The sequence below is a fragment of the Marisediminitalea lipolytica genome (genome assembly GCF_001758465.1).
In the GTDB taxonomy this organism is placed as follows: Bacteria; Pseudomonadota; Gammaproteobacteria; order Enterobacterales; family Alteromonadaceae; genus Alteromonas; species Alteromonas lipolytica.
Map to the genome: position 1 here is coordinate 345,259 of NZ_MJIC01000014.1, position 15,766 is coordinate 361,024.

Consider the following 15,766-nt stretch of genomic DNA (forward strand, 5'->3'; position numbering starts at 1 on the left):
AATATTACCTTTTAATATTTGTTTTGAATTTAATGCTTTGATTTTATTGGTTTTGAAAGATGGCCTGTAAATGGCAGTGTTGCTGGGTAGTTAAAGTAACAGTTTAGGAGACTGGAGTATGGATAGTACAGTTCAAGTGAATTGGATTTCGGAGCTTCTTCATAGAAGAGGTTATGAGACGCCGACCAAAGAGCCTTTATTCACATATCAATTGACCGAAGAAGAGTACCAATCACTCAAAGCCACACTCAGGCGTACTTCGTCCTCAGCATCATTCAAAAATCAGATCTGGTGTGCGGAATTCTGCTTATTTAGTTCCGAGTGGTATCGTCGAGAGTATGCGTCTGGATGGACATGGGCTGGGATTGACGACGACTTAGGTATACATATTGACGCTAACTATCGTACCGATATAGTTGTCAAAGGCATGAGTTTCTGGGGACGCCCCATTAATCGACGTGAAAGTTCTCGTAATGACTATTTAGGAACTGTATGTCGAGAAGGTGGTTTGCCATTTGGTTTGCTAGCTTCTGAAGGTAGTCGATTCCAATCACTATTTAAAAAGCTATTAAGTGATTTCGATAGAGCCAAAGCTTTTGGACAATCACCCATACCCGCAATACAGGCCCAGTTGGAGAAAATGCCTGATGCATTTCAAACTGAGTCTACGGTCATGCTACTCAACGATATGGTAGCCAACTTATATGGCTTAATTGATACTTATTCGCTGGAAAAACAATCTGAACCTGCGCCTTACCTAGACTCTATGGCTCCCAAATGGCGAGCGACTTTTCCAATACCATTGGATGGTGCGACCGGAAATGAGTTTTTATCTGGTCTGTTAAAATCAGCAACGCATCAAAGAAAAGAAACTAAGAAGCGACAAGAACGACTGACTCTCAATCAGTGGTTGAGTAATGCAGAGTCGCTGGCTTTTTCGGCTGAGATAAAACTGAGTAGTCAGTTTTCAGTTCCCTTAACGAAGAGTGACTTATCTGCCCCGATGGTGGAAATCTACATTTTGGAAGGGAATCAGCAAATTGCTGACTTTGGTCTGGCGCGAGCGGAGTTTAGCGATGGTGGTGTAATCCTCAATATGAGGAAAACTTTGGTTCAATTTCGTCGGGAAAATCTATCTCTTCCGTTAAAACTGGTAGTTATGCAAGCCGGTAGGGTAAGGCATTCGGAAGAGCTTCCACTATCCAATTTACCCTTAGAAGAAATGCCGTTGGTTCTGGATAATTCAGGTGAAAAGAAGTTTGTAATCGGGTCAGGTAGTGTTAGCAAAAAAGCTGATACGCTTATTGCGTTAGTACCTGAAGAAATTACGATTCACGGAGACGACTATAAAATAATCGATGATGAACGCCGTGACTTCTATCGACTCATTACATTTTCTGGCGACTTGCAGGTTAAATATGAGACTGCGGGTGATATTTATAGCCTTTCGACAAAAGCAAATAGTTTCTCTAAAGAGCTAATAGATATTACAGGCAAACTTTTAGAATTTGATACCGACACTGGATATCCTGTTTACTTAGGAGTACCAAAGATCGATTGTCATTATCCTGAAACTAATATTTATCTTGGCGATAATGAACTCGGAAAAACCGACAACATCGCAGAGCTGTATGGACGGCAGGTTCTGCGAGTTAAGTCGAACGGGAAAACACTCTATCGTCGAAAAATAGCTATCTTGCCTGAGAGTTTCAAGTTGTATCTTATCCCTGGAAAAACATCTAACCAGGGAACTATAAAACTCAGTTGCTCACAAACATTTATCTATGATGTCTTGAATGAAATTAAAACTCGTACTTCGGCGGTAGATGAAGAAAAGCGCATAGAGCTTAACGCTGAAGGTGCACCTCCTCTTCATATCACTCTGCAAGTACAGGCAAACTTGCTAGCTGAACCCATTAATTTACAAGTACCTTTTCCTGCCAGAGGAGCTTTGCTGTTTGATGGTGAGGGCAAAGAGCTACATCGAGCATTGTGCGTGGAAGAGTTACTTGGAGCCAGAGCGTTATTATTTAAAGTCGCCAATAAAAGTAGAACCGATTTTGATATAGAACTTAAAGCACCTACATCGGCGATTGGCAATGCCTCTTACACTTTTCGGTATAAGGTAGAGAAACCAGTTGAAGAGGTGAATCTTTATGAATATCGACACAAAATCAAGGAGCTTTTAGCCACCGCAGGTAATGGTCAGCTTGATGAAGTGGTAAGGCTAATCATTAGCAGCCCTAGCACAACGTCAAAGCAATATACCATTGGTTGGAACTCAATGAATGTGAGTAGAGAATCTAATCTACTGGTTTTCGATGAGCATGAGATTGAAGACTTCGCAGACGTAAAAGTCGAGTTATTAAATCTCGCTGATCCGGAAGAGCACGCAGAGCTTCTTTCTCAAAGAACCTCAAACGGCATTGCTGTCGGCCGGTTTGAACTGCCTTTGCAAACTAAAACGCCAAAACTGGCAGTTCCGACGAAAGACTCGAAGGTTAAATTTCGGGCCGTATTTATTCCTCCTACTGAGCACGTTGAAAGTGACAGTAAAGCTAAATCTTTAGGCAAGGCCGCAATGCTTTACCACCCAATGCATAATAAAGACGCTTTTAATGTCGTATTAGATGATATGACTTTAAATATAGAGCATTCAGGATGGCGTTATCTTGATACGTTATTCAGCAAATATGAGCATTTGCCAATGCTTACGTTTGAAGCCTGGAAAGCACTCTCAAAACATCCTGCATGTCTCACGCTTTTGCCTTTCGCTTCAAAGCAGAAAATAGAAAGCATAATGCATGTTTTACAAACTGAGTTTAATGTCGTATGGGAGCTTATCCCTCTTAAATACTGGCGAAAAGCGAAGCAGAAATATGAAATATTCACCAAATCACATGGTTTGCCTGATGAACTGGTTAGTAAGTTTGTAAACGAAAAAACTCAAGCTATTACTAGCTTTGTAAACTTGCCGGATTTGTTCGAGCTTGATCCTAAAAAAGCACAAATGTATCCATTTCTTATTGATGCCTGGAAAGGCGAGTTATTGATAAATAACTCAGACGAGTCAGTGAAATGGCCGCAGCATTATTCAAATGCGCTTTCAGCGTGGGCAAATAAGAATTTATCCAAGTTTCTAACTTTTCAAATACCTCATGAGTACCAGGAGTCCATTTGTTTCTTTCCGCTCATAGCAGCATACGTAGTTGCGGGTAAAGCGAGTTGGTCAGAGGTCTTGCAAACCGATGTTGTGAATTACTTCCTATTAAGACAGTTAATGGATTTTGACAGGGATTGGTTTAATTCAGTTTTTCAATGTGCACTATGCGCATTTGTCGCGGAGTAACAAAATGAAAAAGTATTTTTCCACATTAAAAAAACAAGCCAACTCACGCGCGAAAGAAGCTACGTTAAGTGTATTAGGCATTAATAATCCCAACCTTAGAAATCACCTTAGTGAGCACATAGAGTCTGATGAAGGCTTCGTACATGGGCCGGTATTCGAGCAAATGTTCAGTTGGGAACGTTATCTCGAAAAGAACATGTCGGATTTGGCTAGAGATGGATTGCTGTCAGGTAAAGTCGTTGAAGCGTTGGATTCTAAGAAAAATGGCAGATACGCCTTCAAAAAAGAATGGAGTCCTTTCAAACACCAGTATAAAGCCTGGAATGACCTATTATCACCCAAACCGCAATCAAGGATTATCACCAGTGGTACAGGTTCTGGTAAAACAGAATGCTTTATGGTGCCAGTGTTAGAAGATTTATATCGCGAAACACAGCAACAAAATGGCCATCTAACAGGTGTCCGAGCCATATTTTTATACCCACTTAATGCGTTAATCAACTCTCAGAAAGAGCGACTAAATGCTTGGACTCAACATTTTGGCGGAGATATCCGGTTTTGTCTTTTTAATGGTAAAACGCCAGAGAAATTAACGAACAAAGAACAACAAATACAGAAGTCAAAGCCTCAAGAGGTGATGAGCAGAAATGGCTTGCGCGACGATCCCTCACCGATACTGGTAACTAACGGAACAATGCTTGAGTACATGCTTGTCCGTCAGTCAGATGCGCCAATTATCGAGCAGTCCAAAGGAAAACTACGTTGGATAGTGCTGGACGAAGCGCATACCTACGTTGGCTCACAAGCTGCCGAGCTTGCCTTACAGTTGCGGCGCGTAATGCAGGCATTCGATGTTAAGCCTGAAGAAATCCGTTTTGTGGCTACATCTGCAACCATTGCCGGCGAAGAAGCAGAGAATAGCCTGAAAAAATATTTGGCTGAGCTGGCTAATATTTCGATAGAACAAGTTGATGTTATTGGTGGTAAGAGAGCTGTTCCAGCACTTAATAAATCAGATTTAAAAACATTGACGATTGACCAGATTGAAGCAATCGAGCCAGAGGGACAACCAGTCCAGAGTAAAAAGGAAAAGCAAGACCCAGATATTTCTCGTGCTCGATATGAGGCTTTAGAGCAATCAAAAATAGCTAGAACGATAAGACATTTGCTAACCAAACCAGATAAGCCCCCACAAAATATTGGTGAGCTAAAGCATGACTTGGCTGAGTTTAATCTGACGGAAAATGAGATATATCGTTGGTTAGATATTTGTACAGGGACAAAGCCTGACAAAAATACCGAAGCATTCTTGAAACTCAGGGCGCATTATTTTCAACGAACACTCAGCGGCTTATGGTCTTGTATCGATCCCAATTGTTCTGAAAAGGAGCACTCGCATCTTAATGAAAACTGGCCTTATGGTTACGTCTACACAAACCAGAGGGTGAAGTGTAATTGCGGCTCTCCTGTGCTGGAACTGATGTTTTGTGATGACTGTAATGCGCCACATTTGATGGGCGTTTATGATAACCATAGTGCAATTCAGCAGTGGGCTAATCGTGAAGACGATGAGTTCTCTCTATCAGAAGGGGAAAGGGAAGACTGGGATCAGGAAGGCAATGATATTGAATTGCCGGAATCAGCCAACAGAACTTCTCAGGCTGTTGTTTTTAGTAGCTTGGAGAATGAAGAGTTAGGCTATCAGGAGCTTTTCATATCGGAAGATGGAAAGGTTGTTTTTGATAATCCAAAAATAACGTTATCTGCCAGAGAAGATACTAATCAGGTCTGTTCAGACTGTGGGCATTCAGGTCGCGGGCAGTTTGCAAAAGCCTTCAGAAGAGCAATGTTGGGCGCACCTTTTTATACGACCAATGCTGTTCCTACGGTATTGGAATATTGCCCTGATTTTGAATCAGATGATTCCGACAATAAAAATGGGCCTAATTCACTCCCTGCGAGAGGACGGAGACTAATTACGTTTACTGATAGTCGGCAGGGCACAGCCAAAATTTCGGTGAATATGCAGCAGGAAGCCGAACGTTCTCACCTTCGCGGGGTTGTTGTAAGAGAACTGCGTAAACACCTGGAATCAAAATTAGATATTAGTCCTGAAATACTGGAGCGTGTTGCAGAGTATCAAGCAATGTCGGTCGACACGATCAGGCAATTTCTTCCTTTCATTAAAAAAGAGAAGCCGGATGACGCTAAAGCACTTGAATTGTATTTGAATTGCCTCGAATCAGGTGCTGCGAGTAAGATGACGCCTACACCAATCACTTGGCAAGCTCTTGTCGATATACTCAAAGCTGACCGAGATGTCGCACATGCTATGACTTTCGAAAATGCCTACCTCGCGCCAGAAGTATTTAAAGAGGATGACGCAACGAAGTTGTCAGAAATGTTGCTTACAAGGGAAATCGCAAGGCGTCCTAAATACCGCAATAACCTGGAAACTCAGGGGCTGGTAAAGCTCGTATACCCTGGTATTGATAGTTTGCAATCTATTCCTGAGAAGTGGTCTGAACGTGGACTGTCATTACAGGATTGGAGAGATTTTCTGAAAATCTGTATGGACTTTTATGTTCGAGAGAATACGTTTGTTGAAGTAAATCTAGAATGGTCTAGTTGGATCGGGATGCATTTTTATCCCAAATTCTTACTCAGCCCAGAATCCAGAGAAGAAGAAGAGAATAGAGTCAAGAAGTGGCCACAGGTGAAAGCCGATAGGCAACGTCAACAAAGACTCATCTCTTTATTGGCCAAAGGTGCTAAGTTTCAGGTTATCAACAAGCAGGAAGAGGACATAATCAATCTATGGTTAAAATCTGCCTGGAAAGCGTTGATTGAGTCTAAAACACTTAATGAGTATGCCGGAAAGCAGTATCAGTTAAATCTTAGGACTATAAGTTTCTCTTTGATGACCAAAGCTTACATATGTCCTATTAGCCATAAGCTTCTTGATACAACATTTAAGGGGATTACGCCTTACATTCCCTGGAACAAAAATCCAGAAGACTATGTTTGTGAAGAAGTCGAATTACCACATGTTTGGGAGTTCGATACCAGTTCAGATGTTTCGACCTACATTAGTGATATCCGTGAAAACGTTGCTAATGATCCACGGGTTAAAACACTGCGAGAGCAAAACCTCTGGACGGATATTAACGACAGGGCAATTGAAGGCGGTTTTTACTACACCACGGCAGAACATTCGGCCCAACAATCGAGTGAAAATCTGGAAAAGTATGAAGACCGATTTAAATTAGGCAAAAAGAATGTGCTTAACTGTTCTACCACAATGGAAATGGGGGTAGACATCGGCGGTATTTCTGCTGTTGTAATGAATAACGTTCCGCCTCATCCCGCTAATTACTTGCAGCGTGCAGGTCGTGCGGGTCGCTCAAGCGAATCCAGAGCAATAGGGTATACCATTTGTAAAAATAACCCCCATGACCAATTTGTGTTTAATAATCCGAAATGGCCATTTGTAACGGCTATTCCCTCGCCAAACGTTACTTTCACCTCGGCTAAATTAGTTCAGCGACATGTTAATGCTTATCTATTAGGTAAGTTCCTGCGTGAGAAAATTGGTACAACACAAAAGGAAAAGCTATTCCTGAATTTGGAATGGTTTTACTTAACCGAACTAGAAACCAAACCAGTATACAAACGGTTTCGGGATTGGCTTATTGGTGAAGCCTCCCAGAATAAAGAGGCGTTGACTGTGTTGGTAAGAGGTACAGCATTGCAATCTGCCTCGGCAAAACTACTTTGTGAGCAGGCCGATAGTGTTATAGACAAATTGGCTTCTCGCTGGTTGAAAGAGTACAAGTATATTCAGAGCGAATTAACAGTCGCCGATCCTGATGGGCCTTATGCCTATAAGTTAAGAAATGATGAGCGCCGGTTGGGTGGTGAGTATCTACTTCGTGATTTGGCTACCAGAGGCTTCTTACCAGGTTATGGCTTTCCTACCGATGTTGTTAACTTATCAGTTAATTCCCTAACTGATTATATTCGAAGCAAAGAATTCGAGAAGAGACAGAAAGCCAAATCAGATCAGGAATATAAAGCGGAAAGAGAAGACAACGTTTCTATTAGTCGCGGAATGCCAAGTCGTAATCTCGCAGTTGCGATCCGCGAATTTGCACCAGGCACTGAAATCGTCCTGGATGGTCGCGTACATCAGTCTGCCGGTATTTCATTAAACTGGCAGAATATGCATGTTGAGGGAGCCAAAGATTCCCAAAAATTCGATATAGCATGGCAGTGTGATAATTGTGGTCAAACAGGGTATGAAACTGAACTTAACAAGCAAGGTGAGATCACCTGTACAAATGCCGCTTGTGGAAGACCTATTAAGCAAAAATACCAAAAACGCGTAATCCAACCCACAGGGTTTGTGGTCGATTTTTACCGGCAACCATCGAACAATATTGCTCATACGCATTTTATTCCGGTGCAAAGACCATGGGTTATCGGTAAGGGCGAGAGAGTTCCATTACCCAATCCAGAAATCGGTTACATGTTAACGGATACGGCTGGGAACGTGTTTCACCATAGCTCAGGTCTTCATTCAACTGGCTACGCTTTATGCCTGGGATGCGGCAAGGCTGAATCGATGACGCCATCGGGAGAGTTCCCACGCACTCTGGAGCCTGATACTCCGCACAGGCCTCCAATGCCCAATAAATTTCAACGAGATGAAAATGACCGCCCCGACTGTGATGGTGCGGGTAAGATCCTGGAAGGCATCCATCTTGGCTATAACTCCACTACCGACGTATTCGAGTTAGTATTACGTAATCCCGATACGCAGGAATACATCACGGATGTAACTATTGCTACTACTCTTGCCGTAGCTCTAAGAAAGGCTTTAGTGAGAATATTAGGGATATCTACAAACGAAGTGGGTTACAGCACTCGCCCTGCAATAGTGAATGCAGGTCAGGAGGCAAGAGTCATTCAGTTATTTGATATGGTAAGCGGCGGAGCTGGATTTTCTATTGCTGCTGCAAATCATGTAGAGCAAATGCTTACCGACATATTCACAATTTTAGATTGTGAGGATGACTGTGAACGATATTGCCATTCTTGTTTGTTAGATAATGACTCGCGTCACGACATCGATAAGCTGGATCGCCAGAAGGCTTTGGAATGGCTTCAACAGAATATTCAGCAATATGTTTCGCTAAGCCCTGAATATCAAGATCTTTTGGGTGACTCATCTTCGACAAAATATTGTCCAATGACACTTAAAGAAAAACTGAGCGAAATTCAAAGATCGAAACCAGAAATCATCAGTTTTGTATTTTCTGAGAATGTTCAGGATTGGGATACGTCCACAGCACCGCTAAAAGCATTTTTCCATGGCATCCTAAAAGACGAGATAGCTGTTCAGCTCATTGTGCCTGAGGTTGAATTTGGTACAGAAATTACGTCTTTCCTGCGAGAGCTAAAAAATATCGGTGTAGAGGTAATAGCTAAACGCGTTACTCATCCCGTTGTTTTACAGGCTTTAAGCAAAGAGCAGTGTGTAACTTTGGGAAATAACGATAAACATGCGCAAGTACCAGGCGAGCACTGGCTTAACAGCAGTGAGATATCAGTTGAATCCAGCACCTATCCACAATTAACCGGCAAAGCATTATCTTTCGAAAGCCCTTCATCGCAAGGTGCAACAGAACATCAGGTTCTCGGCGGTTTTAATGGCCCTTTAATTGGATTTGGTAAGCGCCTGGTTTGTTTCATATGTAATGCAGATCCGCGCTTGAAAAAGCTGTTGGATAGCGAGCAACTCCAATCAATTGCTTACACCGATCGCTATATTCAGAGTCCGGCAAGTATGATGTTGTTGGCAGAAGTGCTTTCAACTTTTGCAGGTTTCAACAAAGCAGAAATTACAGTGAATACCTGCTTCGATGAGAAAAAATCAACAAGCCCTGGATTTGCCATTCATCATGATTGGGTAGATGAGGGGGATTATCTGACCATTTTCAATGCTTGGCTTAATTTCGCATGTGATAGCGAAGTTTTTGTGGACTTGCGGGATAAGCGAGAGATACCTCACAGAAGAAGCCTGGAACTTATCTTTGCTTCTGGAGCTAAAGCAACAATAACACTCGATCAAGGGCTAGGTTATTGGAAGCTGCGATTACAAAGAGGGCTTCACAACTATGATTTTAGTCGTTCTATAAACGAGCAAGCCACTCGTTTGGGTGACGCTTACAAGAACGCAGATGTTTCTAACAGTGCCGAATGGGAGACCTGGTTAACAGTAAGTATTGGTTAGGTATTAAATCTTACGGAAAAGTAGTTTTATTTATGATAACGCTGCTTTTCTGAAATTCACGATTGTGTAGGGTTTTGATTTATATGGTTAATTTATTTTGGCTGGCTGTTTGCTTTAGTCAGGGAGAAGTAAATTAACTCGGAGTAATAAATTTATGAATATCACTGCTAGCCAAACAGTTAATACTAAGCCGAACTTTGCCTCGCCAACCGACGGGTTTATCAGAGACAGCTTTGAGTCACATTTGCGAGAAGAGCTTAACTCCTTGGGCGTAACAATACCCGCCGTTCAGTCGCGAACCACTAAAGAGTTGGCTGTTATGAAAGAGGATAAAGTGGTTGCCTACATTAGCAGAAAAACGGCCATAAAATCGGGGCAATTAGTGGTTTGCTTGCATCCAAGATTCGCGAAGCTCATCGATGCAGCTATAGCTGCTGAACCTAATATTCAAATCAGGCCAGGCAGGCAGTCCCGATATATCTCAAGTTCAAACTATCGCGGCTTTGAGAGCAAAGGGTGGACAAAAGAAATCGATACCAATGAACACATTGCTGTTGCTTATACCGTTACACCCTCCGCTGATTTAAGTGAACTGAAATCATTGCTACAAGCGCGACTTGCGTACTAACGTTGAGGTGAAGTCAGATATGCGTGTTCCTGAGTCCTTGCTTCGCAGATCCGTTAGATTATTAAACGCGATTAATATCCTGCATCGCCAGGGCTATGAAAAGCTAGGCTGTTCTTTCTGGGGCGGAATAGATTGTTTTAGCTGGGTAGCGGTCGTCACTTCTACTGACAATATGATGGTAGATCGTGAGATTGGCATTACAAACCTTATCAATGAACGCGCAGATTCATTTCTCCATGAAGCTAATCGAGAAGGCAACGACTATTTTGGTTGGACTGATGCCAGAAATGCCAGTGCAGAACAGTTAGCGGAACTAATGAAGTTACGCTTTTCTGCACTTCTTGATAATTGTAAGGGAGAACACGCTGAAAATGTCGCGTGGTTGCTGCGGGTCATCCACCAAATTTCGATTACTGGTAAATTACCTTATGCCGTGTTCGACGAAACGCATGCTTTGCCTGACTGGACTTTTTTAATCGGAGATCGAGAGTATGTTGACTACGCACCGGTTTGTGACGTTTTTCGATTAGGACACCAAAAGTATCGTTTCTGTGCAGTCAATCTGAATGAGCACATTGATTGGCATTCTGCGCATCGAACGATCATAGACAGAATTGCACTCGGCCAGGTTTCTGTATTGCCCCAATTTCCCCAAAACACGTACAGTGTGTTTGAAATGGGGGCTTATTGGGAAGGTGCTGTGTACTTTATTGCTAAGCTACTGGAACTAACGTCGAAAGAAGAGTTTTTGCGCTTTTTAGAGGGTAATAAAGTGCGGCCTGTATATGGAGAGTTGTTCTATCGAATATATGACTCAAATGGTCAACTGGATTATTTCGTTGCCTACGTCGTGAAACAGTATTTAAAAAGCAAGCCTGAATACGCAGGCGATTTAAAAGATAGATGGGAAAAATGGTTGACCTATTTTGAAGCAAGAAATAGGTATAAACATAAAAGTCCGCAATACATGCATAAAGGTGGACACTATCAAAAAAATCCCTTCTACGGCGGAAATAACCCACTTCACCTGGGTTTATGCTTCAAGCACGGCGAAGAAAAATGGATATCGAATTAAAGTGAGTTTTTAAAATGAGTGACATTAAATTATTCAGGATCAGCGACTCGCAAGTATCAGAGCTGCTGGCAAGATCGGCTAAATTGGAAAGAGATCTTCAGCGACAGATTGAAGCCAATATGGACGCCTTTCTGAGCATTCGTTTTCTGGCATCTGAGTTTGTCACTACCAACGGCGGCCGCATAGATAGTCTGGGACTCGATGAGAATGGCTGTCCGGTAATTATCGAATACAAGCGTCACTCAAATGAGAATGTCATTAATCAGGGGTTGTTTTATTTCGATTGGCTATTGGATCATAAAGCTGATTTTCAGTTAATGGTAATGGCTAAATTTGGGCAGCAAGCGTCAGAAAATATTGAATGGGCGGGAGCACGATTAATTTGTATTGCAGCCGATTTTAATAAGTTCGACGAATATGCAATCAAGCAAATCGACCGTAACATTGAGTTGATGCGATACAAGTATTTTAGTGATGATTTGCTATTACTAGAGCTGGTAAATTCACAATCTTCAAAGTCAACGGCAGTGGTAACAACGTCGAGTGAATCGCAAAAAGATGAGGCAGCCAAAAGCAATACAAGTGGCAAAACTCACAATCACGAGCAAGCCGTAGCCAAAGCGTCTCAACAATTAACAGACCTTTACAAGGATTTATGCGATTACTGTGAGTCCTTAGGTGATGACGTCATCAGAAAAGAATTAAAGCATTACACGGCATTTAAGCGAATGAAGAACTTTGCTTGTTTGTGTGTGGCACCGGTTAAAGATCCTAAAGTTACCCTCTGGCTTAAGTTAGCGCCTGCTACTGTTGAGTTAGAACCAGGGTTTTCTAAAGATGTGACGAACCTTGGTCACTGGGGGTCTGGTGACCTTGAAGTTGAAGTCAGAACCATAGAAGATGTGGAAAAAGTGAAGCCGCTTCTCAAACAGAGCTTCGACGAGAATTAACAAGGATAGTAGTGTTATGGTTTTCATCAGTAATTTTGAATTTCTGAAAGCACATGGCGCATGGTTTTATAACCTTGCCGCAAGCGCTGAGCGCAATTTTGCGCCTGATCCAAACACTACCCTTATCAAAATGCGCCAACTGGGTGAAGCCATTGCGCAAAACATCGCTGCCAGGGTAGGCGTTGAATATGGTAGCGACGTCAAGCAAGTCGATTTACTCCGAGACATTGATTATTCCCTGAGGCTCGATGATAACGTTCGAGATGCGTTTCATACTCTAAGAAAACTAGGTAATGTAGCAACTCATGAGTTCGACAGCAGTAGCCACCGTGATGCACTAAAAGCGATGATGGTGGGCCACGCATTGTCTATGTGGTTTCATGGCACCTTTGGTGGTGAAAAAGCAAAAGGCTTTAAAGTTACCAAGTTTGTAAAACCCGAAGACCCCTCTGCGTACGTGCGTGAAATTGAAGAGCAGTTAGAGCAACTCAAAACAGAATCCCAACGCACATCAGATCGAATCAAAGTCGCCGAAGAACTCCGCCGCATTGAAGAAGAAAAAGCCGCTGCCGAACGCAAACGCGCCGAGCGAATGGCGGAGGAGCGTGAAATTTGGGAGCAGCTCGCCCAGGAGCAGGAAGAGGCGCTTACCAAATACCGTGCTGAAGTAGAGCAAGCGAATAAAAAACATTTCACCCAATTCAATGCCCAGCCAAAAGAGCAACAGGCCGCCGAATTACAGCGTATTGAAAAGTCTCATTTCGAAATGGACGAAGCCGAAACCCGCGTTATTATCGATCAGCAGTTGATCGACGCCGGATGGGAAGCCGATACCGAAAATCTGCGTTTTTCCAAAGGTGCACGCCCCGAACCGAATAAAAACAGAGCCATTGCAGAATGGCCAACGGCATCTGGCCCCGCAGACTACGCATTATTTATTGGTACAACCTTAGTGGCGGTAATCGAAGCCAAGAAAAACGCTAAAAATGTTTATGGGGCTATCGAGCAGGCTAAACGCTATGCCAAAGATATTCATTCACTGCCACCAGAAATTGACGTGGCAGAATACGGTGAATTTAAAGTACCACTCACCTTTGCGACCAATGGCCGCGCTTATCTCAAACAGTTAGAGCAAGAAAGCGGCATCTGGTTTTTAGACGTGCGTGATACCACTAATCGCCGTAAAGCGTTAAAGGGTTGGTATTCACCACAGGAAATAAAAACCTACTTAAGGCAGACGCCACAAAAGGCTAACGCGCAGCTTGATGAAATGGGCTTCGAATACGAGCTTCAGCTTCGTGACTATCAAAAGAAAGCGATTTTAAGTGTTGAGCAGGCCATAAAAGACGGCAAGGAACGCGCATTGGTGGCAATGGCAACCGGCACAGGTAAAACCAAAACCTGTATCGCCCTGGTGTATCGCTTGTTAAAAGCGGAGCGTTTTCGCCGGATATTATTCCTGGTCGACCGCAGCGCGTTAGGGGTTCAGGCTACGGTAGATTTTGGTGAAGTGCGTATGGAAAACCTCAACACCTTTGCTGATACCTTTGATGTGCTGGGTATGGAGCCGGAAAAAGCTCCACGCCCCACACCAGAAGACGATACCAAGGTGCATGTAGCTACCGTGCAAGGGTTAGTAAAACGCATTATGTACCCGTCTGACGATGCTACAAAGCCTGGGGTAGGGCAATATGATTGCATCGTTGTGGATGAGTGCCACCGAGGCTACCTGCTCGATAAAGAACTCAGCGAAACCGAAGTGAAATTTCGCGACCAGCAGGATTACGTTTCTAAATACCGTGCGGTAATTGATTACTTCGATGCGTTTAAGGTAGGGTTAACTGCCACCCCCGCAATCCATACCACCGATATTTTCGGCGATCCGGTATTCTCATACAGCTATACCGAAGCAGTGATCGACGGTTATTTGGTTGACCATCTTCCGCCCATCAGAATACATACCAGGCTGAATACCGAAGGCATTCACTATGATGTGAATGAAGAGGTGCAGGTTTACGATCCACAAACTAACCAGCTTGAGTTAATTCATACGCCTGATGAACTAGACTTCGACGTTGCCCAGTTTAATCGCAAGGTAATTGCGCCTGAATTTACCAAGGCTATTGCCGATTGGTTAATTACCAAAGATGCCATCGATCCCTATTCACAGGAAAAAACACTGATTTTCTGTGTAACCGACAAACACGCCGATGAAATGGTCGAAGCGCTCAAAGACGCCTGCGAAGCCTATCACGGTGAAGTGGAAGACGATGCCATTATGAAAATCACCGGTGCGTCGGATAAACCATTGCAGCTGATACGTCGCTACAAGAACGATCGGTTGCCCAATATCGTGGTGACGGTAGACTTGCTCACCACTGGTATCGATGTGCCTTCAATATGTAATTTGGTGTTTATGCGCCGCGTAAACAGCCGCATCCTTTATGAGCAAATGCTGGGCCGTGCTACACGCCGCTGCGACGATATTGCAAAGGAACGCTTCCGTATTTTTGACGCTGTTGATATTTACAAGCAGCTCGAAAAAGTAAATACCATGAAGCCGGTTGTTACTAACGTGGATATTACTTTTACGGCGTTGGAACAAGATATCACCGAAGGTAAAGACACTAAGCTTCAGGAACTGGCTAAAAACCAGTTTTTAAGCAAACTTCAAAGCAAAAAGCGCTACCTGTCGGATACCCAGCAAAGTGAGTTTGAGCGTATTGTGGGTAAACCACCGCAAGAATTTGCTCAGGAATTAAAAGCTATGCCAATTCAGGATGTAGCGAATTGGTTTGTGAATAACCCTGGCTTAGGCGAATTGCTTGATATGAAAGTAAAAGGCACCGGCGGATTTAACAAAGTGGTGGTGTCAGAGCATCAGGATGAAGTAATTGAAACCTCTACCGGTTACGGCAGCGGCCAAAAGCCAGAGGATTACCTTACTGCCTTTAGTGACTTTGTAAATGCTAACAGCAACCGCATGGTGGCGATTCAAACGGTGATTCAAAAGCCCTGGGAATTAACCCGCGAAAGCTTAAAACAGCTTGCATTAGAGCTTGAACGCAACGAGTTCAGAGAAGAAGATCTCAAAGCCGCCTGGAAAGAAACCCGTAACGAAGATATTGCCGCCCGCATTATTGGCTATATTCGCCAGGCCGCAATTGGCGAGGCACTAATTCCATACGAGGAGCGGGTAGATAAAGCGCTGGATAAAATCCTCAACAGCCAGCCGTGGAAAACGCCGCAGCGCGAATGGTTAACCACTATTGCTAAACAAATGAAGGCTAACATCATTGTTGATGAAGCAAACTTAAACGAAGGCATATTCAAACAGCGCCTTGGCGGTATAAAACGGGCCAATAAGCTCTTTGAACCACAGCCAATTACCGCTATCCTCGCCACCTTTAATCGTGCCCTGTGGGCAGACGACCAGGCGAACGACGATAAAGCCTCAGCGTAAACAATA

Annotated in this window: 6 protein-coding genes; all 6 read left to right on the forward strand. The window is 43.3% G+C overall.

The genetic code is table 11. The features are described 5' to 3' along the window. Positions 1–118: 118 nt before the first annotated feature. The 6 genes from BFC17_RS12600 (at position 119) to hsdR (ending at position 15,760) form a co-directional block, all read left to right on the forward strand. Positions 119–3,349, forward strand: coding sequence for an STY4851/ECs_5259 family protein (locus BFC17_RS12600; protein WP_070176831.1), 3,231 nt, complete (start codon positions 119–121; stop codon positions 3,347–3,349). A 4-nt stretch (positions 3,350–3,353) separates the two neighbouring features. Then, positions 3,354–9,644: a DEAD/DEAH box helicase gene (locus BFC17_RS12605; protein ID WP_070176832.1), complete on the forward strand. Its 6,291-nt coding sequence runs from the start codon at positions 3,354–3,356 to the stop codon at positions 9,642–9,644. A 154-nt stretch (positions 9,645–9,798) separates the two neighbouring features. Continuing rightward, complete coding sequence (locus tag BFC17_RS12610; RefSeq protein WP_070176833.1) at positions 9,799–10,272, forward strand: hypothetical protein; 474 nt, start codon at positions 9,799–9,801, stop codon at positions 10,270–10,272. A gap of 19 nt (positions 10,273–10,291) precedes the next feature. Next, complete coding sequence (locus tag BFC17_RS12615; RefSeq protein WP_070176834.1) at positions 10,292–11,347, forward strand: hypothetical protein; 1,056 nt, start codon at positions 10,292–10,294, stop codon at positions 11,345–11,347. 14 nt (positions 11,348–11,361) lie between these two features. After that, positions 11,362–12,297 carry a DUF5655 domain-containing protein gene (locus BFC17_RS12620; protein ID WP_070176835.1) on the forward strand — a complete coding sequence of 312 codons (936 nt, stop codon included), beginning with the start codon at positions 11,362–11,364 and terminating at the stop codon, positions 12,295–12,297. Between the two features lie 16 nt (positions 12,298–12,313). Continuing rightward, entirely contained in the window at positions 12,314–15,760 is a 3,447-nt protein-coding gene (gene hsdR, locus BFC17_RS12625; protein ID WP_070176836.1) for a type I restriction-modification system endonuclease, read from the forward strand. Positions 15,761–15,766 lie beyond the last annotated feature (6 nt).

Coding starts and splice junctions, on each gene's coding strand:
- hsdR (WP_070176836.1), top strand. CDS start 12,314: ATGGTTTTCATCAGTAATTTTGAATTTCTGAAAGCACATGGCGCATGG.
- BFC17_RS12620 (WP_070176835.1), top strand. CDS start 11,362: ATGAGTGACATTAAATTATTCAGGATCAGCGACTCGCAAGTATCAGAG.
- BFC17_RS12615 (WP_070176834.1), top strand. CDS start 10,292: ATGCGTGTTCCTGAGTCCTTGCTTCGCAGATCCGTTAGATTATTAAAC.
- BFC17_RS12605 (WP_070176832.1), top strand. CDS start 3,354: ATGAAAAAGTATTTTTCCACATTAAAAAAACAAGCCAACTCACGCGCG.
- BFC17_RS12610 (WP_070176833.1), top strand. CDS start 9,799: ATGAATATCACTGCTAGCCAAACAGTTAATACTAAGCCGAACTTTGCC.
- BFC17_RS12600 (WP_070176831.1), top strand. CDS start 119: ATGGATAGTACAGTTCAAGTGAATTGGATTTCGGAGCTTCTTCATAGA.